We start from the raw sequence: 26,483 nt of genomic DNA, 5'->3' as shown, positions 1-26,483 counted from the left end.
GAGCCTCCGGAGGGCCGGAGAGACGGCAGTTACTCGACGGCGTCGGTGGTCGAGTCCTTCGGTTGGAGCCGCTCGAGTTGCTCCGCGTCGGTGAACAGGTGCTCGGCGACGAGGAGGCTGCTACTCATGCTCGTCAGTCCGCCCGCGGCGAATATCATCGCCATGATGACGAACTGGTAGAGCGCGGCGTACAGCGGGTTCTCGCCGGAGAGTATCATCCCGGTCATGATACCCGGAATCCAGACCCACCCGAGGCTCTTGAGCGAATCTATCGTCGGGATGAGCGCCGCTCTGACGCCGGTCTGGATGTGCCGCGTGACGACGGCCGACGGCGGCGCCCCGAGCGCCAACCCCGCTTCTATCTCGTCGCGGTTCGAGAGGACTTCGCCACGCACCCGGTCGAGTGCGAGCGAGTTGATCTTCATCGCGTTGGCGATGACCATGCTCCCGACGGGAACGAGGTCCCGCACGGTCGATTCGATGGCGCCCGTCAGCGTCATCGCCACGATTACCGTCCCCGCACCGAACGATATCGAGAGGAACGAGACGCGAGTAACCGCCGGGAGGCCGTCACCGCGGTTCCTCGATATCCACGTCGCACCCCCGACCATCCCGAGGAGGATGAGCCAACTCCAGAAGTACTGCACGCTGAGCAGGACGCCGATGAGCGACCCCATGACGAGGACCTGAACGAACCCTCGGACGAGTGCGACGCTGAACTCCCGTTCGAGTGCGAGACCGCGGACCCGAGAGACGCCCACTACCACGAGCGCGATTGCGACGGCGGCGGCGACCTGGAGCAGCCCTTTCGCGACCGTCGGGTCGAGACGGGCGAACAGGTCCGCGAGCGGGAAACCACCCGTCACGGCGACAGCACCTCGCGAGCGGGTCCGAGGTCGCTGACGGCGCCGTCCTCCAGCGAGAGCACTCTATCGGCCAGCCGTCGCGCTTGGTCCGGGTCGTGCGTGACGATGACGCACGCGATTCCGAAGTCGGCGACGACTTCCCGTATCAGCGCTTCCACGTACGCTTCGGTGCCGGCGTCGAGGTTCGAAGTCGGTTCGTCGAGCAGGAGGGCGTCCGGGTCGTTCACCAGCGTCCTCGTCAACGCGACTCGCTGGGCTTCGCCGCCGGAGAGGTCGCTCACGTCCTTCGCCTCGTAGTCGGCGATGTCCAGACGTTCGAGCAACTCGCGCGTGCGTTCCTCGGAGACGGGTTCGTCTCTGAGCGTCGGGCCCCGAACGACGTTCTCCCAGACCGTCCCCGGGACCAGCGAAGGTTGCTGCGGGACGAGGCCGATGCGCTGTCGGAGCGTTCGCGGGGAGAGTTCGCGGTAGTCGACGCCGTCGACGTACACCGACCCCGAAGACGGCTCGTCCAGTCGATTCAGTAGCCGCAGGAACGACGACTTCCCCGCTCCCGACGGCCCCACGACGGCCAGTACCTCACCTCTGGAGACGGTCACAGAGACAGCGTCGACGACGGCGGTTCCGTCGACCAGTCTCGTCAGTCTCTCCGTCTCGAGGAGTGGCGCGTCCTCCGACTCGGAAGCGTGCGTGTCGTGTTCCATGTCTGTAGGGGGGCGAACTCCGGAACGACTCCGGAAGTACCCTGAGCCTTCGGTGTCGGAGGTTCGCCGGGGCGGTGACTAAAACTACCGATTGCGGTGACAGTTCCCGCCAGAAGTCGCTCGGTCGCCGAGGCGTCGTCAGGAGGAGTCGGGCGTCCTGACCGTGAGCACCGGACGGTCGGTGTTCAGTAGAATCGACTGCGTCGTGCTGCCGAACATGGCCTTTCCGACCGGCGATTGGTTCCGCCCACCGATGACGACGTACCTCGCGTCGACTTCCTCGGCGACGGAACGGACCTGCGTCTCCGGCCGGCCGACGCGCCCCGCGACGTCCACTCGCTCTCGTTGTTCTCGGTCCAGCGTCTGCTCGACCATCCGCCTGACGAAGTCCGCGGCCCGGTCACTCTCGTCCGAGACGCCTGTATCGGAGTACCCCGGCAACTCCCGCATGGTTCGGATGTGTTCGTCCACCTCCTGTTCCGGAATCACGTGTACCACGACGAGCGTATCGTCGTACGCCGTCGCGAGGTCCGCGGCCACCTCGATAACCCGCTTCGATGCCTCTTCTTCTCCGATTGCAGCTAACACGGCCATGAACTCGAATACGAGAGCAGATATAAAAAATCTCCTCCGGGCGGGGGAAGCGACGGCGACGACGACCGAGTGGGGCGGACGGCGGGCGTCGACTGGCCGAACGCCGCGGCGAGGGCTGGTCGAAGACGGCAAACTCCGTCCAGCAGTGGAATACGGCCCCGGACGCCTCCCTCGCCACCAAAGATTTATTCCCTAGTGAGCCAGTCGTTTTGCATGTAGCCTGATAGCATGGCACGACGCAACTCCTCAGCGGACGGCTGGACAGGCCCCGGTGAGTCGGTCTCTCAGGAGACCGACGACGTACGAGACCGGCTCCCGGGACCGAACGACAGCGAGTCTCCGAACCGGACCTCACCGGTGAGACGCGACGACCCCGAGGCGGCCTATCGCTCCACGCTCGGAACAGCGGAGGCGGCGACCTGATGACCGCCGAAGGCGGGTATCACGTCGTCGGCGGGGGTATCGTCGGTGCCAGCATCGCGTACCACCTCGCTCGGCGAACCGACGAACCGGTCCACGTCTACGAGAAGGGGACGCTGGCGAACGAGACGACGAAGAAGTCGCTCGCGTTCTTCGGGTTCTACGGCGACGAGACGCAGTACCGCATGAAGCGGTACGGGATGGAACTGTACAACGAGTTCCTGTCGTCGCCGCGCGCCGACCCCGGATACGTCACGACCGGGTTACTCGACGTCGCGACGTCGGACGACGGCGCGGAATCGCTCCGGCGAGCGGTCGAAGAGCGAGGCGAGCGACTCGCCCACGCCGACGCTGACCGGGTCGACACGTCCCCGGTCGACTTCGTCCAACCGGACGAACTGAAGCGGACGGCCGTGCTGCCGTTCCTCGACACCGACGTCGTTACCGGCGGCGTGTTCCGGCCGCAGGTCGGCTATCTCCGACCGCGAGAGATGGCGCTCGAATTCGTCGACCGGGCGCGGGACGAGGGAGCCGTCTTCCACGAGAACGCCACCGTAACGGACCTCTCTGTCGACGACGGCGTCCTCTCCGGCCTCTCCGTCGACGGTGAGGAACGACCGGCGGCGGCGGTCGTCTCGGCCGCCGGACCGTGGAACCCCCGCGTCGCCGAGATGGCGGGTGTCGAACTCCCCGTCAAACACACGCTCGCTCCGGTCTTGGAACTCGAACCCGACGAAGAGATTCCGTACACGCTACCGTGGATAACCCACCACGAGTCCGGATTCTCCATCCGACGGAACGCCGACGGACGCGTGTTGATGACGAACCACCCCCCCGGCGGACACGAGGAGGCCACAGAGTACGATCCCGATGAGGTCGGCGACGCCGTCCCCTCGGACCTCCGACAGCGGGGTCTCGAACTGCTCGAATCGCTCCTCCCGACCGTCGAGACGTTCGAAGTCGTCGACGAACGGGTCGGAATCCGCTCCTCGACGCCGGACGGTAATCCGGTCGTGGGCTGGACGCGCGTCGACGGCTTCTCCGTGGCGGCGTTCAGCACGTCGGGCATCCAACTCGCCCCGGCGACGGGGAGCGTAATCGCAGAGCAACTCCTCGACGACGAACCGTCCCAGTTCTACGAGGGACTCTCGGTCAGTCGCTTCGACGCCTATGTAGACCACAGATAACACCTCCCCACACAGACCCGACGAGACCATCTTTTGACGGCTATTTGCAAATATGGAACTTTATTTCATAAAATCACCCACGAAAAAATTAAGGCGGTACACGTCGATGCGTGAGTCATGGGACAACAGATCACGGTCCTCGGCGCGGGCGCGGGCGGTCTCACCACGACCGCCGACCTGACGATTCAGGGCCACGACGTGACGCTGTTCGAACTTCCGAAGTTCGAGTCGAACCTGGAAGCGATTCGGAGCAACGAGGGAATCGACATCACGGGCGCGGCGAACGAGGGCCACGCACGACCGGCGACCGTCACCTCCGATCCGGCAGAAGCGGTCGAAGACACCGACCTCGTCATCCAGGTCGTCCCGAACTTCGCGTTCGAACCGTTCGCCGAAGCCGTCGGTCCGCACCTCTCCGAGGGACAGCCGTTCGTCCTGCTCTCGGCGAACACCATGAGCGCACTCGAGTATCGTCAGATTCTCGACGACGTGGGTGCGCCGGAGATTCGTCTCGGCGAGACGCCCTCGCTCGCGTACGCGGTCCGGAAGACCAGTCCGAGCAGCGTCCACGTCCTGGGAATCAAGCGCGAACTCTCCGTCGCCGGTCTTCCGGCGGAACACTCGTCGGTGCTCGCGGAGCAGATGGACGACGTGTTCCCCTTCTCCGTCAGTGCGGCGGAGAACGTCCTCGAGACGAGTCTGTTCAACGCGAACCCCGTGATTCACCCCGTCGGGGCCCTGCTGAACGCGGGCGAAATCGAGTCGCCGGACGACGAGTACTACCTGTACCAGAACGTCACGGACTCGATCGGACGGGTGATGTCGAGGGTCGACGAGGAACGAGCGGAGATCGGCGAGGCGCTGGGATTGGAGGTGAAGACGGTCGGCGAACTCTTCCACGACTGGTACGGTATCGGGGAGAACGAGTACTACGCGACGACGACGAACTCCCTGCGTACGAGTTCGATCCACGGGCCGATTCAGGGGCCGGATTCGCTCGACCACCGCTACGTCACCGAGGACGTCCCCTACGGTCTCGTTCCTCTCTCGGAGATGGCCGCGGCCTGCGGCGTCGAGACGCCGACCATCGACTCGCTCATCCAACTCGCCGAGGACGTCCACCACACGGACTTCCGCGCCGACGGACGAACGCTCGACGACTGCGGCATCGACGCCACCGATAGAGACGCACTCCTCCGGGTCGCGACTCGGAGCACGCCCGTGTCTAGCCTCGCCGAAGCATGTCGATAGCGTTCGTCGGCGGCGGCGGAGAGACCTGTGGCGCGGAAACGGCCTGAAACCCGACGGGCGTCGCTCTCCCGCGCGTGTTCGGCGGAACGCGAACGGGGCGAGAGCCGTCTTTCCGCGGTCGAAGGCGTCACTATCGCGGACGCGGACGCCAGCAGGCGGGGCACGGTGAGCGTCGACGGAATTCCGGTCGTCGACAGGCTTCCGAGCGCCGACGACCTGTTCGCCGCGGCCGGATGGGCCGGACACGGGTGCGCGCGATAGTGCCGGCGGTGAACCGACACCCAACCACACCCGCCCCCTCGGCTCTCGCGCCACACGGACGGTCTACGAGTGCACCGACGAGCCACGAACGCGTTCGTGTCCGACCGCACCGGCCGTGCGAAGCGGGTTCCGGCCGACGACGGACACCGTTCGCCCCGAATCTCGAATCGAGCCGAGTCCGACCGTTCCGGACCCCACCACACTAACAGCACACCATGAGCACGACAGACGACACGACCGAACGCAGTACCACCCGGACGACTATCGTTTCGAGCCGCGACGTCGAAGCGCATCTCGACATGGGGGACCTCGTCCCCGCGGTCGAAGCCGCGTTCGCCGCATACGAGAACGGAACGGCGCAGATGCCTCCGAAATCGTACGTCGACCTCCCCCAGTACGACGGCGACTTCCGCTCGATGCCCGCGTACCTCGAAACGGACGACTGGCAGGCGGCGAGTATCAAGTGGGTGAACGTCCACCCGGACAATCCGAGCCAGTTCGACTTGCCGACGGTCATGGGGACGCTCGTGTACACCGACCCGCGGAGCGGCTTTCCCCTCGCGGTGATGGACGCGACGACGTTGACGATGAAGCGGACGGGGGCGGCGGCCGCAGTCGCCACCGACCACCTCGCCGTCCCGGACGCCTCGACGCTCGGCATCGTCGGTGCCGGCGTCCAGTCGTACTCGCAACTCGAAGCGATCGCCGAGGTCCGGCCCATCGACACGGTGGTCGTCAGCGACCCCGACGACGACCGACTCGCCCGGTTCGTCGAGGCGTTCGAGAACGACTTCGACGTACGGACCGGCCCGGTGGCGGAGGCGGCGTCTTGCGACGTGCTCTCGACGGTCACCCGGTCGAATCACCGATCGTGTCGGTTGACGACCTCGGCGACCAGACCCACGTCAACGCGATGGGGGCCGACGCCGAGGGGAAACAGGAGCTACAGACGGAGGTCGTGCGCGAGGCCACCCTCGTCATCGACGATTTCGAGCAGACGACCCACTCCGGCGAAATCAACGTCCCCTGGCGCACGGAGAGACTCGACAGACGTGACATCGACGCCGAACTCGGCGAAGTCGTCGACCACGACCCATTCGGCAGCGACGTCCGCTCCGGCGTTACCGTCTTCGATTCGACCGGATTGGCCATCCAAGACCTCGCCGCCGCCCGCGTCGTCTATCACTCCCTCGACAACGCTGGGACCGACCTCGAACTGGTCGCCACCGGACGGTGACGAACCGCGGTCCCGAACGGCTCAGCGCCGCCACTCTCCGCTTCACCCACAAACGAACCTCGTTCGCTGAGATTTCTCCCCACAGTACGGACGTATAGTCCCGATTCGCGTTTGTAAATCGGGATACGAAAATATCAATTCTCGATTCAAAATATATTGGCTCATTAATACACGCTCGAAAGTCGTCTATTTTCAGAATCGGACTGAACAGTCACCAAGCCCTCTCGAATCTGCTATCTATCCTCGATATATCTACAGGTACCCAGACGCGGCTACGTTCCGTCCGTCACTCCTACGGGTCGGGGTCTCCTCTCGGAGTCGATCGGTCTCACTCGACGGCTGGCCCGTGTGAGCGCCGCCGCGCGTCCGGTCGTCGAGAACCGTCCGCAGGATGGTGCATCTGCGTCACGGGAGAGGGGGAGCCTCTCCCTCGAACCGCCCGGTCCCTCTCAGGCGAGCGTCAGGAACAGCCAGAGCGGGACGGCGTAGACCGGTTTCTCGTCTTCGGGACTCTCGTATCGCTCGACGCTGTTCCCGCCGGTGAGCACCAGTCCGAACTGCGCCTCGCCGTCGTGGATGCGGTGGTGCGTGGTCGCGCCGGACGACCCTCCCGTCGGGTCGTCGTCGTTCTCGCCCCACCTGAACGCCTCGTAGGAACCCCGGTACTCGCTGTCCGGTTCCTCGCGCAGCCCGTTCCACCAGCCGTCGTCGCCGCGGCGCAGACGGTCGATGCGGCGCTCGTACTCGCCGTCTTCGCCGCGTTCAGTCCGATGTTTCGCGGCTTCGATAACCCGTTCGGCGGTCGTCTCGGTGAACCCGTCGAGCGCCGCCACCTCCGCGACCGTCGCCGCACCCAGTCGCTCGACGGTCCAGTGGGTCGGGTCGTCGGTCCCCGGGTTCCACAGCGTCTCCTGCTTGGCCGGGCCGACGCCGCGTACGTCGCTGACGGCATCGTACAGCGCTGTCGCGTCCGCGACCGTCTCGGCGTCCGCTCGACTGAGGCCGTCGATAGCCGCCAACGTCTCGACCGACGCGTTCCACAGGTCGCTCAGTCCGTCCACTTCGTCGGCGTCTTCGAGTGCGTCCAGCACGCGACGGTCGAGCCACTCCGACAGTTTCGACAGCCCACCGGACGGCCCGGTTCTGGGAGACCCGACCGTCGGTTCGTACCGCACGAAGTCGTGTAAGTCGGCGTCGGGGTCGGCGCTCTGGCGGTCGAGGAACCGTCCGACCGCGTCTATCTTCTCGACGGGCGTGTCGGAGGCGGTGTCGATGCCGATTGGGACCGGCGCTCCCCTGACCTTCGGGACGAACTCGACGAAGTCGTCGCCGTCGCGCCAGTATCGGACGACGCCGCAGTTCGGGTCGAGCGGATGGTTGACGTTGTAGCTGAACCGGATGACGTGGTCGAACGCCACCATGTACTCGAGTTTCGAGCGGACGCCGTCCCGGTCGCTCGTCACGTCGTCGAGGTCGCGCCACTGGAGGACGTTCCCGAGGCCGACGTCGCGAAGCCCGACGCGGAGGTGGCGCGGTTTCTTCTGGCCGTAGCCGTCGCTGAACGCCACGAGGACGAGTTCTTCGAGCGTCGCGAAGTACTTCTCGCGGAGCGTGCGCCTGTCGACGTCGAGAATCCAATCCCCGGGGTCGCCGGATTCCCCGAGGAGGTCGTCGTAGTCGAACGGCCTCGTCTCTAACTCGTCGGCTACCCACGAATACAGTCGCGACAGGTCCCGCACTCGCCGCGGCTTAATCGACTGCAGCGACGGGGCCTGTTCGTGGAGCGACCCGAGGAGGTCGTCTGCGACGCTGCCGGCGTCGTCGGCGAAGGTGTGGCCCTCTCCGTCGGCGTCGCCTCGCAGGTACGCGCGGAACCACTCGTCCGACCGCTCGAACAGGTCGTCGTCGAGGGCGAGTGCGAGGTAGCCGCCCAGGAGGAGGTACTCCTCTAACGCGCGCTTGATCCACGCCCGCGGCGAGTCCGAGCCACCGCTGCCGACCAGTCGGTACATCCGGTCCAACTGCGACTCGTACGACTCCAGCGCCGAGAGCAGTTCGTCGGGATGGTCGACGGCAGCCCTCACCTTCGTCGTGAACTCACTCGGACTGACACGGTACGTGTCCGGGTCCCGTTCGAGCGAGGCGTCGCCGTCGAGCGCTGCGTGGTACGCCATCTCGACGCCGTCCGCCGCGTTCGCTCCCTCGAACAGCGGGTATCGACGCTGGAGGTAGTCTCGGAACTTCGCCGGGAGAACGGTCTCTATCTCGTAGTCGTCCAGTCGCATCTCGTCGCGTTCGGCGTCGTACAACTGTCGTTCGACCACGTCGTCGGAGGTGGCGGTTCCGACGACCGTTCGCGCGGGAGCGTCGCGGCAGAGTTCGGCGACCAGTTCCCCCCAGCCGTCGTCGCCGGCGTCGTCGTCGAGGACATCGACGTCGTCGACGAAGACGAAGTGACGCGTCTCTGCGGGGTCGCCGTCGAGTACCTCCGCTTCGTAGTACGCGACTGCGTCCCGTATCTGGCGTTCGGGTCTGAGCTGGAAGGCCGGGTCTGCGTCGAGCGGGAGGTAGAGGACGCGATTCGGGCCGAGGTCCGGGAGTTGGTTGACGAAGTGGGACGACTCTCCGTCGGCATCGCTCGGGTCGTAGTGGTATCTGTCGATGGCCCAGGCGGTGCGCACGTCTCGAGGCCCGCGCGCGAGATGCTCGACGTCGTCCGTCTCCGGGAGCGTCCACAGCAGTTCTCGAAACCGGTCGTCGACGAACAGTCTGACGAGTTGACCGAGGAGCGTCGTCTTCCCCGTGTTCTCCGACCCCGCGATCGCGAAGAACCGCGTCTGCGGGGCCTCTGATTCGGGGTCCCACGCGAGTTTCTGTATCGCGCTGTAGAAGTCGGCCTTGTAGTTGGCCCAGGATCTTTTCGTCGGGATGCACCCCGGGCGCCCCGGGCGGTACTCCCGGTCGGAGTCCGGCCACCAGTAGTTGATGTCCGGGAGGCGTCGAACGAGCGCCTTCTCGGAGCGGTCACCGTCCTCGCGCGTGGTCATTAGCCGTGCTTGGCGCGCCCGCTACTTAAATCGTGCAGGAAACTATTGTCGATGCGTTATTTATCAGACACTCGAGCGGCCGAGTCGACGTCGGTCCGGCCCGCTGCCACCTCTCGTCCGACTGGCGCTCTTCGTCCCGTTCGCGTCGTCTCTCACCTGTCTGGCCGTAGCATCGTTCGGAACGCCGAACCCGGAAGCGACGCGTACCGACTCGGCGTCGGGCCGTTCGAGGAAAAAATTCGCAATTTCCGGAGATGACCGCTCTGTGTCTCGGTCACACTGTCGGAAACTGATCTCGATACTGCCGACGCGGGGAAGAGAATAGTGGCAGAACAGCGCTGAAGGGGGTCTCTACCTCGGGTTCTGTTCCGGTTCGACGACTCGGCTCTGGGAAAATAATATACATCGAATTATTTTTTGCCGCAAGCTTTATCACTCCTCCCCGTCGTATCGATAGATGAAAACACATCGAGATTCAGAATATCACCTCTCGACTCACGACGGTCACGGGCAACTACCACCACCCCCTCGAACGATGAACACCGACACCAACGACGAACGACGAACCGACGTCACCGGGACGTTCGTGACGCACCGCAGCACCGAACAGGGCGACGAGACGGTCTGGCACCTCACGATAGACACGGGGAGCGAACACCGAAGCGTGTTCCTCACGCCGGCGCGGAGCGACGTCCGGTTCGACCTCCTGACTGGACGCGAGTACGCCTTCTCGGGCGTGCGTGTCTGCACGCCGGCAGCGGCCGAAACCGTCGACGACGCCGACTGTCCGTCGTGCGGCGGTGACCTCCGCGAGTGGACCGCCGTCGACGACTACCCCGCCGTCCGTGCCGCACTCCCGGAGTTCGACGTCGAAGACGAGTTCTACGTCGTCGACACCGCGACCACGTTCGACGCACCCGACGACGACCGCTCGTACCCCGTCGACGACTGGCGCTCCTGGCGGACCACCACTCCTCCGGGGGTCGTCTGTCTCGACTGCGACCGCGAGTTCGACTCGCGGGAGTTCCGACTGCCCACCGGCGAGGCGCATCCGACGGACACCGTGGAGGACTACTCGGTCGCCGCGCCGGAGTCCATCGGCCTCGCGACAGGGGGCGCGAACGACGCGTCGAACTTCCGCGAGAACGTCGCGAACGGCTACACGCCCCAGCCGGATTCGCTCGCCCCCGAGGGCCTGTTCCACGACTACCGGTTCCCCACGCGCGGAGACACAGACGCGGCCGGGATGTTCGTCCCCACGTCTTCGCAGTCCGTCTCGACGAACCCCGTGACCGGCGACGAGGAACGATACGTCGCCGTCGGTCTCGACTCGTCGCTCCCCGTCTCCGAGTTCGACGCCCGCCGCTGGACCTCGTCGCGGTCCTCGACGTCTCGGGGTCGATGCAGAGCGGGTTCGACGAGTACTACTACGACGAGACCGGCACTCGGCGGGAGGTCCCGGCGGAGGAACGCTCGGCGGAGACGAAGTTGGAGGCGGCGGCCGAGTCGCTGTGTGCGCTCACCGGTCACCTCGCCCCGAACGACCGCTTCGGCGTCGTCCTCTACAACGGCGACGCACACGTCGCCAAACCCCTCGGCCGCGTCGACGAGACCGACCTCGCCGCGATTCGCGGTCACATCCGCGACGTGCAGGCCGGCGGCGGCACCGACATGAGCGCCGGGTTCGACGCCGCCCGAGACCTCCTCGCCGACGCACCCGCCGACGAGGACCGCGAACGTCGCATCGTCTTCACGACGGACGCGATGCCGAACACCGGTCTCACCGGGTCGGCGGCGCTCACCGACCTCGTCGCCGACGCCGCCGACGAGGGCGTCCACACGACGTTCGTCGGGATGGGCATCGACGCGAACGCCGAGTTGACGAGCGACCTCTCGGCCGTCCGCGGCGCGAACCACTACTTCGTCCACTCGTCGGCGGAGTTCGAACGCCGCCTCGGCGAGGAGTTCGACTACTTCGTCTCGCCGTTGGCGTTCGACCTCTCGGTGGACGTCGACGCCGACGACCACGCGGTCGCGGGCGTCTACGGGTCGCCGAACGCCGACCCCGAGGAGGGGCGGGCCATCCACGTCGAGACGCTGTTCCCCTCGCCGACGGCGGACGGGGAGTCTCGCGGCGGCGTCGTCCTCGTCCGACTCGACCCGGTCGGCCCGGTGGCGGACGACGCCGAAGTACGCCTGCACGCCTCGTGGACCGAACGCGACGGGACCGATGACGAGACGACCGTCACTGTGCCCCTTCGCGATGAGGGACACGACGACGACGGAGTCCGGAAAGCCGTCGCACTCGCCCGGTACGCCCGGACTCTCCGTGCGTGGGCCGACCGAGTACGCGGGCGCGACGCCGACGAACCGGTCGACGACTGGCGCAGTCGGGAGGGCCAACGAGCGTCGCGGCGGTCGCGACACGAACGCGGGTCCGTCCCCCTCCGCGTCTCGCCAGACGACGCGGCGACGTTCGAGGTTCTCGCGTCGTACCTCCGCGAGGAGCGAGACGCCGTCGACGACCCGTCGCTGTCGCGGGAACTGGACGTCTTGGAGGTCCTCCAAGCGGCGGTGCGCGGTGCGGAGGCCAGACGGTGAGGTCGAATCCGCTGGCCGTCTCGCCGTCGTCCCCGGAGGAGTTAGACGCGTTCCTCTCGGAGACGGCGCCGGACGCAGACTACGAGTTCCACCTGTCGGTCGGTCCGTCCACGCCCCGGTTCGCCTCCTCGGTCGAACGCCTCGACCTCGACGGACCGTTCGACGGGGCGGTGTATCGGTTCGTCCACGCGGATGGATGCGGGGAGACGAACGTGGCCGCGGAGTTCGTCGCCCGAGTCCTCGTCGCCGAGGACCTGCGGACCGAGGCGACCCGCACCGGCAGGGGCGACGCTAACCGCGTGACCGACCGACAGACGGGAGGCCGGGCGTGAGTACAGAGCCCGCGACCGACCCCGAATTCGCAGGACTCGACGACCACCCGGTCGAACTCTCGTACCAGCACGCGAATCCGTCGGCCGGGAACGAGTCGGTCCTGTTGCGGTTTGGCTACGAGGGCCGCGACGGCGACGCCTGTCTGCTGGTCGACGCGGGTGCCGACGTCTCACCGGACCGACTGCTCGGACCCGAAGACCGACTGGTAGGGGTCTGTCTCACGCACGCGCACCTCGACCACTACCGCTCGCTCCCGACGTGTCTCGACGAGGACGTCCCCGTCTACGCGTCGCCGGCGACGACGGCGATGGCCGGCGACGTCCTCGACGTGGCGAGCGAACGCCACGACGTGACCGACCGCGGCGTCGCCGACGCACTCGTCGGCGTCGACGGCTGGACGACCGTCTGTCCGGGCGTCCGCCTCCACCCGCTCCCGGCGGGGCACGCTCCGGGTGCGGTCGGGTTCCTCGTCAGGTTCGACGACGGCGACGACCACCACGACGTCGTCGTCACCGGTGACTTCACGCACACGGACTGCGCGGGTGCGCCCGGCTTCCAGACGGACCTCGCCACGGATGTCGAACTGCTGTTCCTCACCGCAGCGACCGCCAGCGACCCCGGCGACGCGCTGACAGATGCACTCGGCGACGCGCTCGAACGCGCGACTGCGGGCGGTCGAACGCTCGTCACCGCGGGCGCACTCGTGGGCGTACACGTCGCGACGCTCGTGGCCGCCGCGAACGCGGAACTCGACGTCTCCGTTCCGGTCCGACTCGTCGGGCAGACGGCGAAGCTGTACGACGCCCTCGGGTACGACCACGACGCCGTCGAGACGGTCCCGGTGTTCGACGACCCCCGGACGTGTCTGACGCCCGGGACGGTCACTATCGCCGGTCCCGAAGTCCCCGTCGACGACAGCAGCGAACGCCTGTACGGCGAACTCAAAGACGACGCCGACGCCGCACTCGTCCAACTCGTCACGAGCGGTTCGCCGCCCGTGCAGACGGGCGGGTGCGTCAGCACGCACTACGAACTCTCGATGCACCCGACGGAGTCGGGACTTCGGTCGGTCGTCACGGACCTCGAACCCATCCAGACGGTCCTGACGCACTGCCGCGGCACGGACGAGTACAACGACCTGCGACGTGCGTCTGGTCGCCCGGCGACGATACGGTGTACCCGCTCTACCGAGACGACTCGTGGTGCCCGCCGCCGTGGATGTCCAACGTTCGGCGCCGAGATACCAGTGAGACGACCCGCCTCGGCGCGTTCGCGGGCGACGCCTTCGCCGACCTCTCGCTCCCGAGTCTCGACCGGGTCTCGACCCCGAACCTCGCCGCCGAAGGCGTGGACGCCGACCGACTCGCTGACCGACTGGCCGGCCGACCGGACACGACCACTGTCGGTCACTCCGAGAGCACCGACGGCAGTCCCGACGCCGAACCGCCTCGAGACGACCAGACCGCGACCAGTACGTCTGATTCAGACACTATGAGTGACGCAGACACCAGCGACGACGGTACCGACCACGAACTGTACCGCACGGCGGGGGCCGACGTCGACATCGAGGTTCCGGCAGACTTCGAGGAGACGCTCCCGTCCCCGAACGACATCATCTCCGCGCGCGCACGGAGACGGGTCCTCGGGGGCGACGGCGACGAAGACGAGGAGACGGCTACACCCGTCGTCGACGAGCACGAGGAGTCCACGGTCGACGAACCCGACGACACGACTACCGCTACCGATACTGCACCCGACACGACCAGCGACACTGAGACCGCACCTGACACACCCGACGGCGCGGAGGCAGACACCAGTTCCGACTCTGGCGACTCGCCCAAGGTGGAGTCGTTCACGAGAACTGACGACGGCCTCGAAGCGACTACGACGCTCGACGTCGAACTGGACCCGATACTCGCGGCACTCCTCGAACGCCACCGCGCGACGACCGACGACGACCGGTCGCTCGGAACCGTCGTCGCCGACGCCGTCGAAGCATACCTCGACGCCGTCCTCCGCGACGAACTCACGCCTTCGGCGACCACGACCACCGTGAGCGTCACCGTCGACGGACTCCTCGACGAGACGCTGACTGACGCCGTCGAAACGGCAGACCCCGGCGACCTCGACGCCGCCGTCCGTGACCACATCGCGACTACCATCGCCGACGACCTTCAGACGACGGTGACGACCGACCTCGGGCGCTGTGCGTCACTCCTCCGCGCCGTCCACGAGACCCACGACGCCTTCGAGACCCGGACCGACGTCGTCGACGCCGCCGTCGAGCGGTATCTGGCGACCACCGCGTCTGCAGACTGACCGCTCGCCTACGCGTGTGCGGCGAACAGGTCGAACGCGACGCCGCTCTCTCCGGTTCACTCCCGGGCACTCTCGTACCGGTCGACCCGACGGAGTAGTGCGCCCGAGACTCCGCCGAGAGGAACGGGACGGAGGAAGGCCACAGAGGTTCCGGGGCCGCGGTTAGAACCGGCGACCGACGAGGGCATCACACGGGTTTATCGACCCGCGGATAGTTGCCGATGGTATGAGCGACAGGACGGACGTCGACCTCGAATTCGTTCGACTCGGCGACACGGGTATCCAGACCAGCGAACTCCAGTTCGGTACGTGGCGGTTCGGAAAGGAGACCGAAGAAGGGAACGTCGAGATAGACGAAGAGCGCGCGCACGAACTGTTGGACGCGTACGACGCGGCGGGCGGACGCTACATCGACACCGCCGACGTGTACGGCGGCGGCGCGAGCGAGCGGTGGATCGGTGACTGGCTGGCGGACCGCGACCGTGAACGGTACACCATCGCCTCGAAGATCTACTGGCAGATTCGCGACGGCGACCCGAACAGTCGCGGCACGAACCGCAAGAACGTCCGCCACCGCATCGACGCGCTGCTCGACCGCCTCGACACCGACTACGTCGACGTGCTCTACATCCACCGCTGGGACGACCAGACGCCCACACGGGAGATGATGAAGACGCTGAACGGACTCGTCGAAGACGGGAAGGTCCACTACCTCGGCGCCTCGACGCACCGGCCGAACGCGTGGAAGGTGGCGCGGGCGAACGAGATCGCCCGCGAGAACGGGTGGGAACCGTTCACCGTCTCCCAACCGCGCTACAACCTCGTCGACCGCGAGGTAGAGGGCGACTACCTCGAGATGACGCGGTCGTACGGCATGGCGGTCTGTCCGTGGAGTCCGCTCGGTCAGGGCTTTCTCACCGGTAAGTACTCGCGCGAAGAGGGACTCACCGGCGAGTCGCGCGCCGCGGAGTCCAGTCGGTTCGAGGACGCCTACCTCACGGCGGAGAACTTCGACGTGCACGACGAACTCGACGCCGTCGCCGACGAAGTGGGTGCGTCGGCCGCACAGACCGCCCTCGCGTGGTTGATGCACCGCGAGGGCGTCACGGCACCCATCGTCGCGCGCGCACCATCGACCAACTCGAAGAGAACCTCGCGGCGGCGACGGTTGACCTCTCGGACGACCAGGTCGACCGCTTGACCGAGGCGAAGGGCGGACCGTACGCGGGCCTGTAAGCGAACGGCGCTCCGACCGGTCTCGTCGTCCGTTTCAGTCGCCGGGGTTCGTCGCGACGTCGGCCCAGACGAGTCGGTGGTCCGAGGCGGTTTCGACGGCCTCCAAGAGGCCGTTCTCCGTGGTTGCCTCGCTCGGCCAGACGACTCCCGAGTCCCGCAGCGAGAGGTCCGGTGAAGGGAGGACGTAGTCGATCAGTTCGACGACGCCCTCCACGTCGCCGCCGAAACGCGTCGCGGTGGGGAGATCGCGGTGGAACCCGCCCGGACTCGTCGGGAGACGGTCGGTGTTGAAGTCGTCGTTGTCGACGAAGAACTTCTGAGCGGGCTGGAGTGGACGCTCGTCCCGATTTCGACCCGGCCCGGCATTCATATCGCCCATCAGGACGAACGAGGCGTCGTCGTCGAGACCCCCGTGGTTGCCGTCGTCGTCGTAGATGTACTCCTCGCCGGCGACGTAGTCAGCGAAGAACCGGACCTCGTCGTGGTTCCACTTCCCGTTGAAGTTGTTCACGCCGTCGAAGCCCGGCGGCGTCGGGTGCGCGAACAGGCCGTGAACCGTTCCTCCCTTCACCCGGAACGGGACGTCGACGTGCGTCTTCGAGGAGAGCCGATAGACGTCGAGTTCCGCTTCCGTGAGGTAGATTGCCGTCTCGTCGTCCGCGGGGTCGGTGACGACGCCCTCCTCGCCCGCGACCGGAATGCGGTTGTCGGGCATGTCTGCCCACTTGAACGTCTGAAAGGACCGGATCTCCGACTCGGCGATGGGATACTTGCTCGCGATTGCGAACGCGTAGTGTCCCGGAAACTCCCCGAACCCGAACGCGTCACCGGGTAGTGCGCCGGCGTCTCCGTCTTTGTTGAAGTCGTAGTCCTCCTCGGGAAGGACGCCCGTGTTGCTGGTCGGCTGGAGGGTATGCTCGTAGTGGATACCGTCGAGACCGTCCCGTTGCGGGACGCTGAGGTAGTTCTCGACGAACGCGTCGATGTTCGCCGTGTCGGTGTGTTCGCCTTCCTGGAGGTTGTTCGTGAGTTCGTTGACGACGAGGATATCCGGCTGGACCTCTTGGACGACTCGGGCGGCCGCTTCCGCCTGCTCGTCGCCCTGCTGTTGGACCTGCTCCGTCTCCAGTTCGATCACGTTGAAGGCCGCGTAGCGCGCCCCGCGACGACGATTCCGGCTTCCCGACTGCTGTCGTCGTCCGCTAGCGGTGCCCATCAACCCGGCCGCAGTCGCCGTGCCACCGATCGTCTTGAGTAACGCGCGTCTGGTCTGCTGTAGGGACATCGACTACGTTGACATGACGACTACACGGCATAAATTTCAGTATAAGAATATAAGATATTATCGGACGCGTACCGAAACTCGAGACGTTCGTCGTTCACGGTAGGGTGCGACCACCCCCGATTGCGGTGGCCCGGCCTTCTCTCCCTCTCGAAGCACGGAGATTCGCCGCTGTCGTGGCTACAGACGGATGGACGGCGTCGACCCCGTACAATCCACTTGGCTTTACTAATCTAAAGCAAAGTGCAAGCGCCTCGACTCGATTCAATACAGAGAACTCCTGAAACGCCAGTATTCGGGGTTTCAGACGGGAAATACCACATCATATACTGTATATAGCTATACAAAATGTCGCTCTTGGAAGTTCCGCAGCTCGGAGGATAGGCTAGTTTTGGGTCGTATATCCGTCGACTCGTGGTGCTGTTCACCAACCAGTCTAAACCGTTACCTCTGTCTGACCCCGTCTTTCCGCCGATCTTAGTGAAAACCACTTACCGAGCGACGATTACAGAGACGGGCGAGTTGCGGAACACTTTCTGGGCGACGTTCCCGACGACCAGTCGATCGACCAACGAGCCGCCGTGGCTCCCGATGACGACCGCATCGAAATCGTCGGCTCTGTTCAAAATCGCCCGAGCCGGTTGGCCCAGTTGAACCTCGGTCGTGATCTCGACGTCGTACTCGGCGGCCAACTCCCGGGCGCCGTCGAATACTTCCTTCGCGCGTTCCTCGGCGGCCTCTTCAAGGTCCTCCTCGAGAGCGAGTGACGTGGCTGTTCCCCCCCCACGGCGACGGTTCGCCCACGACCTGCAAGACGGTGATCTCCGCGTCGGAATGGTTCTCGAGGGCGTACTCGAGCGCTCGCTGGGCCATCTCCGAGCCGTCCATCGGAACGAGAATCCGTGAGATCATGGTACAACTACGGACGCGGGGTGATTAAAGCGGCGGGTCGCTCGATCGGATATGCACTCGGCCGCAGTGAACGTGTTCGGTCTCACGGGCGACAGTAATCACGGGGACGGGCGCAGTTCGCACGGTTTGGTCGACGTCGCCCTTCGCGTTCATCCTCGTCGAGAGCAACTCTGTCCACGTCGGCGAGGGGAGAACAGTGGCGGAACAACCCGCTGTGGTGTTGTGGCCTTACGCGTTTGTTCTCGCACGGGTACGGCTTCGAAGTGCCGAGCAGGTGTCTCTCTCGACCATCGTCAGGAAGAGTCACCCACCTAATCAAAGATCGTGCAGTCGTGGATATATCAACCGATAATCAACTTCCGGGTGCTAGCTGACCTATAGGTGAATCGACTGACGAAACGACAGGAGTCGCACGAGAACCGGACGAGAGCGGCCTCGGCTCCGGGACGATGGCAGCAACGGGCTCCGTTGCGCTCGCTCTGTACTACTACTACGTCCGTGGTGAAACACAGCGAGGGCAGTTCGTCGGGCTGTGGCCGGCGACGATACTCGGTCTCGCCGTCTCCCTCAATCTGGAGCAGATGAAACGGATGTTACAAGACTTCCAGAACTGAAAGTGCGGAACCGCTGGCGACCCGCAGTGCTTCGGGTCGGGCTTGGGGTGTTTTGTCTGTCGACCTCCTGTAACGCATAATGAGTGAACTCCCAGAAACCCTCGCGGGTGTGTCCGACGTCGACTGTACCGGACTACAGGCTCTCGTCACGGGATCGACGAGCGGAATCGGCCGCGCCGCCGCGCTGGCGCTCGGCCGACTCGGCGCGGACGTCGTCGTCCACGGCCGGGACCCACGAGCCGGCGCGGAGGTGGTCGAGGAACTTTCCCGGACTGGTGGCGACGCGACGTTCGTCCAAGCGGACTTCGCGGATCTCGATGCGGTCCGAGCTCTCGCGGTCGCTGTGCGCGAAGAGACCGAGGGGCTCGACCTCCTCGTCAACAATGCTGGCGGGCTGTTCCGGAACGGGGGGCTGACCGACGCTGGCGTCGAGTACACCTTCCACGTCAACCACCTGTCGCCATACCTGCTGACGACCGAGTTGCTCGGCCACCTCCGCGAGGGCGCTCGGATAGTCACGACCGCCTCCGACGCTCACAAGGGGGCCTCGCTGGATCTGGACCGGGTGCGGGGCGCCGATCGATACACCGGATTCAACGCATACAGCCACTCGAAACTCGCGAACGTCCTCTTCGCCACGGAACTCGCCAGACGACTCGACGCAACCGGTCGCGAGGTTACCTCCAACAGCATCCACCCGGGCGCGATTCCGGGGAGTGGGTTCAGTCGGTTCCTCCCTGGCCCGCTCCCAGGCCTGTTCCAGCGACTCGAAGCGGTCCCTGGAGTGACGTCTGTCGCCGACGGGGCCGCAGAGATCTTGTTCGTCGCCGTCTCGCCACGCGCTGCGGAGGTGTCCGGGCGGTACTTCACGAACCAGCGGCCGCGGACCCCCTCCGAGGCCGCCCGGGACGGCGAGGCTTCCCGGCGGCTCTGGTCGGAGAGCGCAACGCTACTCGACATCGAGGAGCCACTGGCGGAACGCGACCGACAGCCCGTCGCGGCCGGCGATGGGACTGCCCCGGGTGCGTCTGACTCCCCCAGCATGAATCACGACCGCATTCACGCACGGGAGCCCACTCACCGCCGTGATCGGTGGTCGGTCGGGACTATCGCGTCGGTCGCAGAGCGGGACGGCCACTGTGTCGTCACGGTCACTCCTGAGGAGGGCGAAACGATAGACCTCGTCGTCACGCTCGCCGTTCGCGACCTGTTCGTGAGTCGGCTGGATATCGACGAGGGGGAGTCACCCGTCGGCGAGCGTGTCTGGTACCGGAAACACGGCGGTCACACGTCCCAGTCATAGCCCTGTGACGCCATGTTGAAACCCCCAGTCGGTGATGTATTTCCTCAGTCGTGCTGAATACAGGGGGCGAATGTCTCTGTCGAACGCGCTTAGCTACGTAGACGTGTCGTAAGTCGATGCCGAACGTGAATTCGCGCATCACGCATCCTCCGGTTCGTCACGGGGACTCGACGACACACCATCGAACTCCGCCGGCGAGCGCGAAAGAATTCCCGCTCGGCGCATATTCTCTTTTGGAAACATAATCATTATTAATTCTGGACTTGACCATGTTGACACACACCATGAGCGCCGACGAACCCAATCAGTCGACCGACACACATGGGCACGAACATCACGGAGTAGAGGGGCCGGGGTATCCGACGCCAGCGGCGATGCGCACCGAGTCGGAACACGAGGAGACCGCCTTCGTCATGGGGCTCCGGGTCGGCATGGACGTGGACGAACCCGACTTCGTCGGCGTCGTCGATGTCGACCCGGACTCCGAGACGTACGGCGAACTGATCGACACGGTCGAGATGCCGAACAAGGGCGACGAACTCCACCACTTCGGCTGGAATACCTGCTCCTCTTCCTGCCACGCCGAGGGGCTGGTCCGGGACCATCTTATCGTCCCAGGCCAGCGTTCCTCGCGCATCCACATCGTCGACGCTTCCGACCCGCGCAGCCCGGCAATCGAGAAGGTCATCGAACCCGAGGAGGTGTTCGAGCACGACCTCTCGGCGCCGCACACGGTCCACTGCGTTCCCGAGGGAAAAATCGTCATCAGTATGCTCGGGAACGCCGACGGCGAACTCCCGGGCGGCTTCCTCCAACTCGACCAGGACGACTTCTCCATCGACGGCCACTGGGAGATCGACCGCGGTGACATGGAGATGAACTACGACTACTGGTATCAGCCCCGCCACGGCGTGATGCTGTCGACGGAGTGGGCGGCGCCGGAAACCTACTATCCGGGATTCGACTTGGACGACGTCGAAGACGGTAAGTACGGCGACAGCATCCACGTCTGGGACTGGGAGACGAAAGAACACCAGCAGACGCTGACGTTCGGCGAGGAGGGGCTCATTCCACTCGAGATTCGGATGCCCCACAACCCCGAGGAGACCGAAGGCTACGTCGGTGCCGCGCTCTCTTCGAACATCCTCCGGTTCTGGGAGGCGGAAGACGGCCGCTGGGAGTGGGAAAAAGTCATCGACGTCGAGGACCGCGAACATCCCGACTGGGACATGCCCGTGCCGGGACTGGTGACGGACATCCTCCTGTCGCTCGACGACCAGTACATGTTCTTCTCGAACTGGCTCCACGGCGACGTGCGGATGTACGACATCAGCGACACGGGGAGCCCGCGGTTGGTCGACCAGTGCTGGGTCGGAGGCAACTTCGCCGAGCGCCAGTCCGTCGGCGGCCACGACGTCCGCGGTGCGCCCCAGATGCTCCAGCTCTCCCGGGACGGCCGACGGCTCTACTGGACCACCTCCCTGTTCTCCTCGTGGGACAACCAGTTCTACCCCGAAATCGGGGAACGGGGGTCGCTGATGATGAAAGCGGACGTGTATCCCGAGGAGGGGCGGATGGAACTCGACGAGGAGTTCGTCGTCGACTTCGGAGACGCCCCCGGCGGCCCGGCCCGCGCCCACGAGATTCGCTGGCCCGGCGGCGACTGTACCAGCGACGTCTGGCAGTAGCCGCCGATGCCCCACGCAGTCACTCTGGAGTGGCGCGACGGCCGGGAGGCGACCATCGAGGTCCGGGAAGCCGAGGTGGTCACCGACGCTACCGAGCGTGCAGGCCTCGGCGTCCCCTACGGCTGTCTGTACGGTGCGTGCGCCACCTGCACCGGACGCCTGCTGGAGGGTGACCTCGTCCACGTCGAACGCCCGCGGGGGTTGAAACCCCGACACCGACAGGCCGGTTACGTCCTGCTCTGTGTGGCCGAACCGCGCTCGGACTGCCGTATCGAGGTGGGTGCGGAGGTACAGGCCGACCTCGTGCCGAACCCGTGGAAATGAGTGACCATCGGGTGTTCGTCCGTTGGGACGAACAGGCGCAGTCACGGCGACTCGAGGCTGGTGACCGAGCGCTCGCTGTCGTCCTCGCACCGGTCGGGGGACGTCGTCGTTCGAAACGTCCCCTTCGCGTCGCACTCTCCCTCACAGGCCTCTCTAGTTGCAGGCGTTACTGACCGCCGGTTCAGCGCGAGCGCACCGAGATGAACACCGTTCGAGTGATGATGCCCTTCAGGACCGAGTGAGCATGCCCACTCCGCGAATCATCTCCTTTAGGAAGCGCGCGAAGACTCGCTCACGAACTGGCGGGACTACGCAGACCAGTATTCCAAAATCACCATCAGACTGACAACGTCACTGAGACAAGAACCGTGTGTGGTGCAGGCTGATTTGCTCAGATACCACCATCCCGTAACTTCCGCTTTCTCAGTATGTACCTAGTAGACGAATATCGGGCAAGCACGATGATGTTAGTGCATAGTAACGGAAATCGGGAATGGCTATGTATCTATCCACAGGCTCCATTCCCGCAGGAACTGATGAACAGGTATGTATACGAAAGCGGAACTCGACGACGGTCCCGAGCCCGTAGATGCTGACGAGTGTACTGAAATGAATCGTGCAGACGAACTCGGATACACGGTGGAAGCGATCTCGACGCTGTTCGAGTTCGAGAAAAAGACAGTCGAACAGCACCTCCACGACGACTGTAAACACTACTGATTCCGTCCTCTATCGCGCTGTTCCGAGGCAGGAACTGACCCGTGAGTATTCGGACAACACCGGAGAGAGTCCGACTGACGTTCCTCCCCACGGGCGCGTTCTCACTCGATCGTCGCCTCGCGACGGCGTCCGGCGACTGCGACGCCGAACGCGACGGCGGTCGAGAGCAGATACACGGCCGGAACTCCCGCCGCCGTAGTCGCCGGCATCGTCGCGGTGTAATCGAGCGGGACGACGCCGTTCACGGGGCCGAGATACCACGCGACCAGATACAGCAGTTCGAAGAGGCGCGGACGGCCGGTCCAGACGCCGAGCGCGAGGGCGAGGCTCGGGAGGAACGCCACCGCGGCGACGCCCCCCACGAACGAATCCCAGCTACCGACCGCCGCGAAGCGAACGAGTGCGGGGAGTACCAGTACGGCACCGAGACCGACCGCGACGACGTACGTACACGCCAACAGTCGCGTCACGTCGACGTCGACGAACACGAGTTCCGTCGTTCGAGAGAGTCGTTCGCGGGCGCCGAGGCGCGACCAGACGGGCAGCGGAAGTAGCAACACAATCGGCAACACGAACGCGCGCAGCGCGTCGAGCGGTGCGACGGCCGTCGCCGCGACCCCGCCGACGAACGCGAGGTACCACCACCACCGTCGTCCGCGCAGGGCCATGCGAAACTCGGCCGCCAGTACCCGGCCGATGGCGAACCCGCCGCTCTCGACCGGCGTGAGGGTCTCGACCGAGACCAATGGCTCGCGCCGTTTCGATTCTGTGTCGTCCGTCGCACCCGTGTCTCCGTCTCCGAACCGGTTGCCGAACGCGAACCGACGGCCCCCGTCGTCGAACCGGTCGAAGGTGACGGTCGCGGCGCCGAGAAACCCGACGGCGACGGCGAGGACGCGCGCCCGCCCTGCGAGTCGGTCGAGCGACCACTCGAGGCCGTCCCACCGGAACGACTGGAGTCCCGACTGTGTCGGCTGATACGCGAGCATGCGGATGTCGCCCCCGAACGAGGGGAACTGCGCGGCGATAGACGTCGCCACACTGTCACGGAGCAGTGCGATACCCGCTATATCGACCAGCGGGTCGGGTGCGACGCTCACTGCGATGGCGGCCAGTGCAAGGGCGAAGTACACGGCCGTCCCGACCGACCCACGGAGGGGTCGAACCGTCTCGAAGCAGACTGCTGCTGCGGCGACGACGGTCACCGCCGGGAGCGTCAGGAGGACGAACGGCGACGCTAACGCGACGAGATCGAACGCCCCGGTGCCCTCGACGAGGAAAGACGCGGCGGTCGCCGCCGCAAGGACGCCGGTGGCGACAGTGAGAACGGCGACGTTGCTCAGCCACTTGCCGACGATGTACTGCCACGTCGGGATCGGTGCCGTCGCGACGAGGTGGTCGACGCCGGTCGTCCGGTCGCGTTCGATGCTTCCGTCGACGAGAACACCGCCGAACACGAGGAGGACTGTCGTTCCGGCGCACGCGACCATCCCGCCGTACCACGCCGCCGTCGGCGCGCCCGTGTACTCTCCGGCGAAGACGAGCATCGAGTCGACGGTCAGTACCTTTGCCAGATAGGCGATCAGAACCGGGACGACGAGGAGTTTCGACGTTCTGGAACGCGCTCTGAAGTCCGCGAGCGCCACGCTGTATATCACCCCGACCCGAGTCATTGCCGGGGCCTCCCGTCGAGGAGGTGGAGGTAGGCGTCTTCGAGGGTCGGTTCGACGGGGTCGGCGTCGGCTGGCCGGTCATCGCTGACGATGCGGACGCGGACGCCGTCGCGGCATCGGGTCGTCCTGCAGACGGTGTGCGCCGCCCGTACGTCGTCGAGTACCGCGTCCGAAACGACTCGTTCCCAGACGGCACCGTGGCTCCGGTCGATCAGGTCACTCGGCGGTTCGTGCGCGACGACGCGTCCGCCGTCGAGAACGGCGATGTCGCTTGCGGTGGCCTCTACGTCCGGCACGATATGCGTCGAGAGGACGACGATTCGCTCCTCTCCCAGTTCGGCGAGGATGTTCCGGAAGCGGATTCGTTCTTCGGGATCCAGACCCACGGTCGGTTCGTCGACGACGAGTAGTGACGGGTCGGACAGAAGGGCCTGCGCGATACCGACTCGCTGTCGCATCCCTCCGGAGAACGTCCCGAGCCGTCGGTTGCGGTCGGATGAGAGGTTGACAAGGTCGAGGAGGTCCTCGATTCGATCGTCCGGGTTTCGGACGCCGCGGATGCCCGCGAGGTACGAGAGGAACTCCTCGGCGGTGAGGTTCGGATAGACGCCGAATTTTTGGGGGAGATATCCGACAGCCTCACGGATCGCACGCGGCGTCTCGACGATGTCGGTACCGTTCCAGCGAACGGTGCCATCGGTCGGTTCGGTAAGCGCAGTCACGATGCGCAACAGCGTGGACTTCCCCGCACCGTTCGGGCCGAGTAAGCCGACGACGCCGTCAGTGAATCGAAGCGTCACGTCGCTGAGGGCCCGTGCGTCGCCGTAGCGTTTCTCGACGCCTTCGATGTCGAGTTTCATGGGTGTAACTGGCTATGGAGTGATGTCGGTCCGGAGGCACCGTCGACGCCTCCATCTCGAGCGTATCTACAATCGGTCGGGATTGGAGGGACCTGCACGATACCGATCGGGCGGCGACGGGGTATAAAAACCGAACCAGAGTTGCCGAGCAAGAGAGTGTGGTGTCCGATTCACCAACGCTGTCTCCGAGGGGGTAGTGCCGTATCAATGAGTCGTGAGAACCGTGGAACGGGCTTCACTCCACCCCGCATATTACGGCTGATTTCTTCGTCGGTGTCACGCATCTGTCGACGCTGACGCACTCGTGACGTGGTTCGTCCAGAGTCACTGATAATCGACAGTTGGTAGCTGGTTCTCTTTGCAACCCGTATAGCGTAGTATATCCGCATATAGTGCGCAGTAGCCAATAGTAACAGTGTTATTTCCGCGAATGGAGATATTATGGCCTTATCCAGTCTCAGTTTGCTGGTAAACGTGCCGAAGAGACTAATTCGACAGATTCTCGTGGAGTCGGTATCGGCGCGTAGCTATCTGATCACCGACAGCGGCTTTCAACAGGAAACCAGCGAGTCACCCGGTATCGTACAGGCACTCCGCGAACACGACGAAGAACGACCGGGGTCCGTAATCACACGATGAGGCCCTCGTTCCGACGACTCGCGTTCGTTCTCGACCAGGCACGAGAAAATTCCCCGATGACACCCCCGCCTCGAAAGTGCTCTCTCGACGGACAGTCGTGGACACGTCAGTCTCGCCACACCTACTCGACGGACCATCGAGAAACCCATTAGGCCGTCATCGGGGGAGGACGACCCGAGTGTGATTTCGTAACCAGTCTCGGGTCGTACGTTTTCGATTGCTTTCTTCAACTGTGTTGTTATTATCATCGTTTATCATGTATGTGCCAACACACGTGGCGTTACAACTCTAAATTTGTGACGGTAGAGCGAGTGCAGGACAACGCTACGAGGTGTTTACTTGCTCTTCGGTATGGGATACGGTAGCTGGATACCGGAGTGTTCGACGGGTGTTACGTACTCGTCCGGCCCTC

Annotated in this window: 18 protein-coding genes and 4 pseudogenes; 14 read left to right on the top strand and 8 right to left on the bottom strand. The window is 65.1% G+C overall.

Going from position 1 to position 26,483, the window contains the following annotated elements:
• Positions 1-29 precede the first annotated feature (29 nt).
• From GJ632_RS00260 to GJ632_RS00250, 3 genes are all read right to left on the bottom strand, one after another.
• Entirely contained in the window at positions 30-866 is an 837-nt protein-coding gene (locus GJ632_RS00260) for an ABC transporter permease (protein WP_197427758.1), read from the bottom strand.
• Entirely contained in the window at positions 863-1,465 is a 603-nt protein-coding gene (locus GJ632_RS00255; protein WP_197427757.1) for an ATP-binding cassette domain-containing protein, read from the bottom strand. The genes GJ632_RS00260 and GJ632_RS00255 overlap by 4 nt, the downstream gene beginning before the upstream one ends.
• Before the next feature lie 243 nt (positions 1,466-1,708).
• Entirely contained in the window at positions 1,709-2,164 is a 456-nt protein-coding gene (locus GJ632_RS00250; protein WP_191451465.1) for a universal stress protein, read from the bottom strand.
• Positions 2,165-2,586: 422 nt separating this feature from the next.
• Between GJ632_RS00250 and GJ632_RS00245 the strand changes: the two genes are divergently transcribed.
• The 3 genes and pseudogenes from GJ632_RS00245 to GJ632_RS00235 all read left to right on the top strand — a co-directional run bounded on the left by GJ632_RS00245 (position 2,587) and on the right by GJ632_RS00235 (position 6,520).
• Entirely contained in the window at positions 2,587-3,771 is a 1,185-nt protein-coding gene (locus tag GJ632_RS00245) for an FAD-binding oxidoreductase (protein ID WP_089810015.1), read from the top strand.
• 117 nt (positions 3,772-3,888) lie between these two features.
• On the top strand, positions 3,889-5,022 hold the full coding sequence (locus tag GJ632_RS00240) for an NAD/NADP octopine/nopaline dehydrogenase family protein (protein WP_191451463.1): 1,134 nt from the start codon (positions 3,889-3,891) through the stop codon (positions 5,020-5,022).
• A 476-nt stretch (positions 5,023-5,498) separates the two neighbouring features.
• Positions 5,499-6,520: pseudogene (locus tag GJ632_RS00235) on the top strand (ornithine cyclodeaminase family protein).
• Between the two features lie 449 nt (positions 6,521-6,969).
• On the opposite strand, the gene GJ632_RS00230 reads toward GJ632_RS00235, so the two are convergent.
• The gene (locus tag GJ632_RS00230) at positions 6,970-9,567 is read right to left on the bottom strand and encodes a helix-hairpin-helix domain-containing protein (protein ID WP_191451461.1); all 2,598 of its coding nucleotides are present in this window, start codon (positions 9,565-9,567) and stop codon (positions 6,970-6,972) included.
• A gap of 1,401 nt (positions 9,568-10,968) precedes the next feature.
• Here GJ632_RS00230 and GJ632_RS00225 point away from each other — a divergent pair.
• The 5 genes and pseudogenes from GJ632_RS00225 to GJ632_RS00205 all read left to right on the top strand — a co-directional run bounded on the left by GJ632_RS00225 (position 10,969) and on the right by GJ632_RS00205 (position 16,056).
• Positions 10,969-12,168, top strand: coding sequence for a VWA domain-containing protein (locus GJ632_RS00225; RefSeq protein ID WP_191451459.1), 1,200 nt, complete (start codon positions 10,969-10,971; stop codon positions 12,166-12,168).
• On the top strand, positions 12,165-12,500 hold the full coding sequence (locus GJ632_RS00220) for a hypothetical protein (RefSeq protein ID WP_191451457.1): 336 nt from the start codon (positions 12,165-12,167) through the stop codon (positions 12,498-12,500). Before GJ632_RS00225 ends, GJ632_RS00220 begins: the two co-directional genes overlap by 4 nt.
• Positions 12,497-13,996 carry an MBL fold metallo-hydrolase gene (locus GJ632_RS00215; protein WP_191451455.1) on the top strand — a complete coding sequence of 500 codons (1,500 nt, stop codon included), beginning with the start codon at positions 12,497-12,499 and terminating at the stop codon, positions 13,994-13,996. Before GJ632_RS00220 ends, GJ632_RS00215 begins: the two co-directional genes overlap by 4 nt.
• Positions 13,993-14,820, top strand: a complete 828-nt coding sequence (locus GJ632_RS00210) for a hypothetical protein (RefSeq protein ID WP_191451454.1) — start codon at positions 13,993-13,995, stop codon at positions 14,818-14,820. The genes GJ632_RS00215 and GJ632_RS00210 overlap by 4 nt, the downstream gene beginning before the upstream one ends.
• A 226-nt stretch (positions 14,821-15,046) precedes the next feature.
• Positions 15,047-16,056: pseudogene (locus GJ632_RS00205) on the top strand (aldo/keto reductase).
• Positions 16,057-16,090: 34 nt separating this feature from the next.
• Here the strand turns inward: GJ632_RS00205 and GJ632_RS00200 are convergent.
• Positions 16,091-17,341 carry an endonuclease/exonuclease/phosphatase family protein gene (locus tag GJ632_RS00200; protein ID WP_231751203.1) on the bottom strand — a complete coding sequence of 417 codons (1,251 nt, stop codon included), beginning with the start codon at positions 17,339-17,341 and terminating at the stop codon, positions 16,091-16,093.
• Between the two features lie 488 nt (positions 17,342-17,829).
• Positions 17,830-18,250, bottom strand: a pseudogene (locus GJ632_RS00195) (universal stress protein).
• Positions 18,251-18,699: 449 nt separating this feature from the next.
• Between GJ632_RS00195 and GJ632_RS21730 the strand changes: the two are divergent.
• The 6 genes and pseudogenes from GJ632_RS21730 to GJ632_RS00175 all read left to right on the top strand — a co-directional run bounded on the left by GJ632_RS21730 (position 18,700) and on the right by GJ632_RS00175 (position 22,899).
• Positions 18,700-18,864 (top strand): hypothetical protein, encoded by a 165-nt coding sequence (locus GJ632_RS21730; RefSeq protein WP_197427754.1) that lies wholly within the window; start codon positions 18,700-18,702, stop codon positions 18,862-18,864.
• Between the two features lie 79 nt (positions 18,865-18,943).
• Positions 18,944-19,564: pseudogene (locus GJ632_RS22715) on the top strand (SDR family NAD(P)-dependent oxidoreductase); the annotation flags it as partial.
• 342 nt (positions 19,565-19,906) lie between these two features.
• Complete coding sequence (locus GJ632_RS21725) at positions 19,907-20,167, top strand: hypothetical protein (protein WP_197427762.1); 261 nt, start codon at positions 19,907-19,909, stop codon at positions 20,165-20,167.
• Positions 20,168-20,451: 284 nt separating this feature from the next.
• Complete coding sequence (locus GJ632_RS00185) at positions 20,452-21,855, top strand: selenium-binding protein SBP56-related protein (RefSeq protein ID WP_191451450.1); 1,404 nt, start codon at positions 20,452-20,454, stop codon at positions 21,853-21,855.
• A gap of 6 nt (positions 21,856-21,861) precedes the next feature.
• Complete coding sequence (locus GJ632_RS00180) at positions 21,862-22,179, top strand: 2Fe-2S iron-sulfur cluster-binding protein (RefSeq protein ID WP_089810042.1); 318 nt, start codon at positions 21,862-21,864, stop codon at positions 22,177-22,179.
• A 546-nt stretch (positions 22,180-22,725) separates the two neighbouring features.
• A complete protein-coding gene (locus GJ632_RS00175) occupies positions 22,726-22,899 on the top strand; it encodes a hypothetical protein (RefSeq protein ID WP_177232684.1) in 174 nt (57 codons plus the stop codon).
• 101 nt (positions 22,900-23,000) lie between these two features.
• Here the strand turns inward: GJ632_RS00175 and GJ632_RS00170 are convergent, their stop codons facing one another.
• On the bottom strand, positions 23,001-24,572 hold the full coding sequence (locus GJ632_RS00170; protein WP_191451448.1) for a hypothetical protein: 1,572 nt from the start codon (positions 24,570-24,572) through the stop codon (positions 23,001-23,003).
• Positions 24,569-25,432, bottom strand: coding sequence for an ABC transporter ATP-binding protein (locus GJ632_RS00165; protein ID WP_191451446.1), 864 nt, complete (start codon positions 25,430-25,432; stop codon positions 24,569-24,571). Before GJ632_RS00165 ends, GJ632_RS00170 begins: the two co-directional genes overlap by 4 nt.
• Positions 25,433-26,483: the final 1,051 nt, after the last annotated feature.

Source organism: Halogeometricum sp. CBA1124, from assembly GCF_009741955.1.
Lineage (GTDB): Archaea > Halobacteriota > Halobacteria > Halobacteriales > Haloferacaceae > Halogeometricum > Halogeometricum rufum.
Note: the sequence above shows the minus strand (reverse complement) of the source record. Positions and strands in the feature narration are given on the sequence as shown.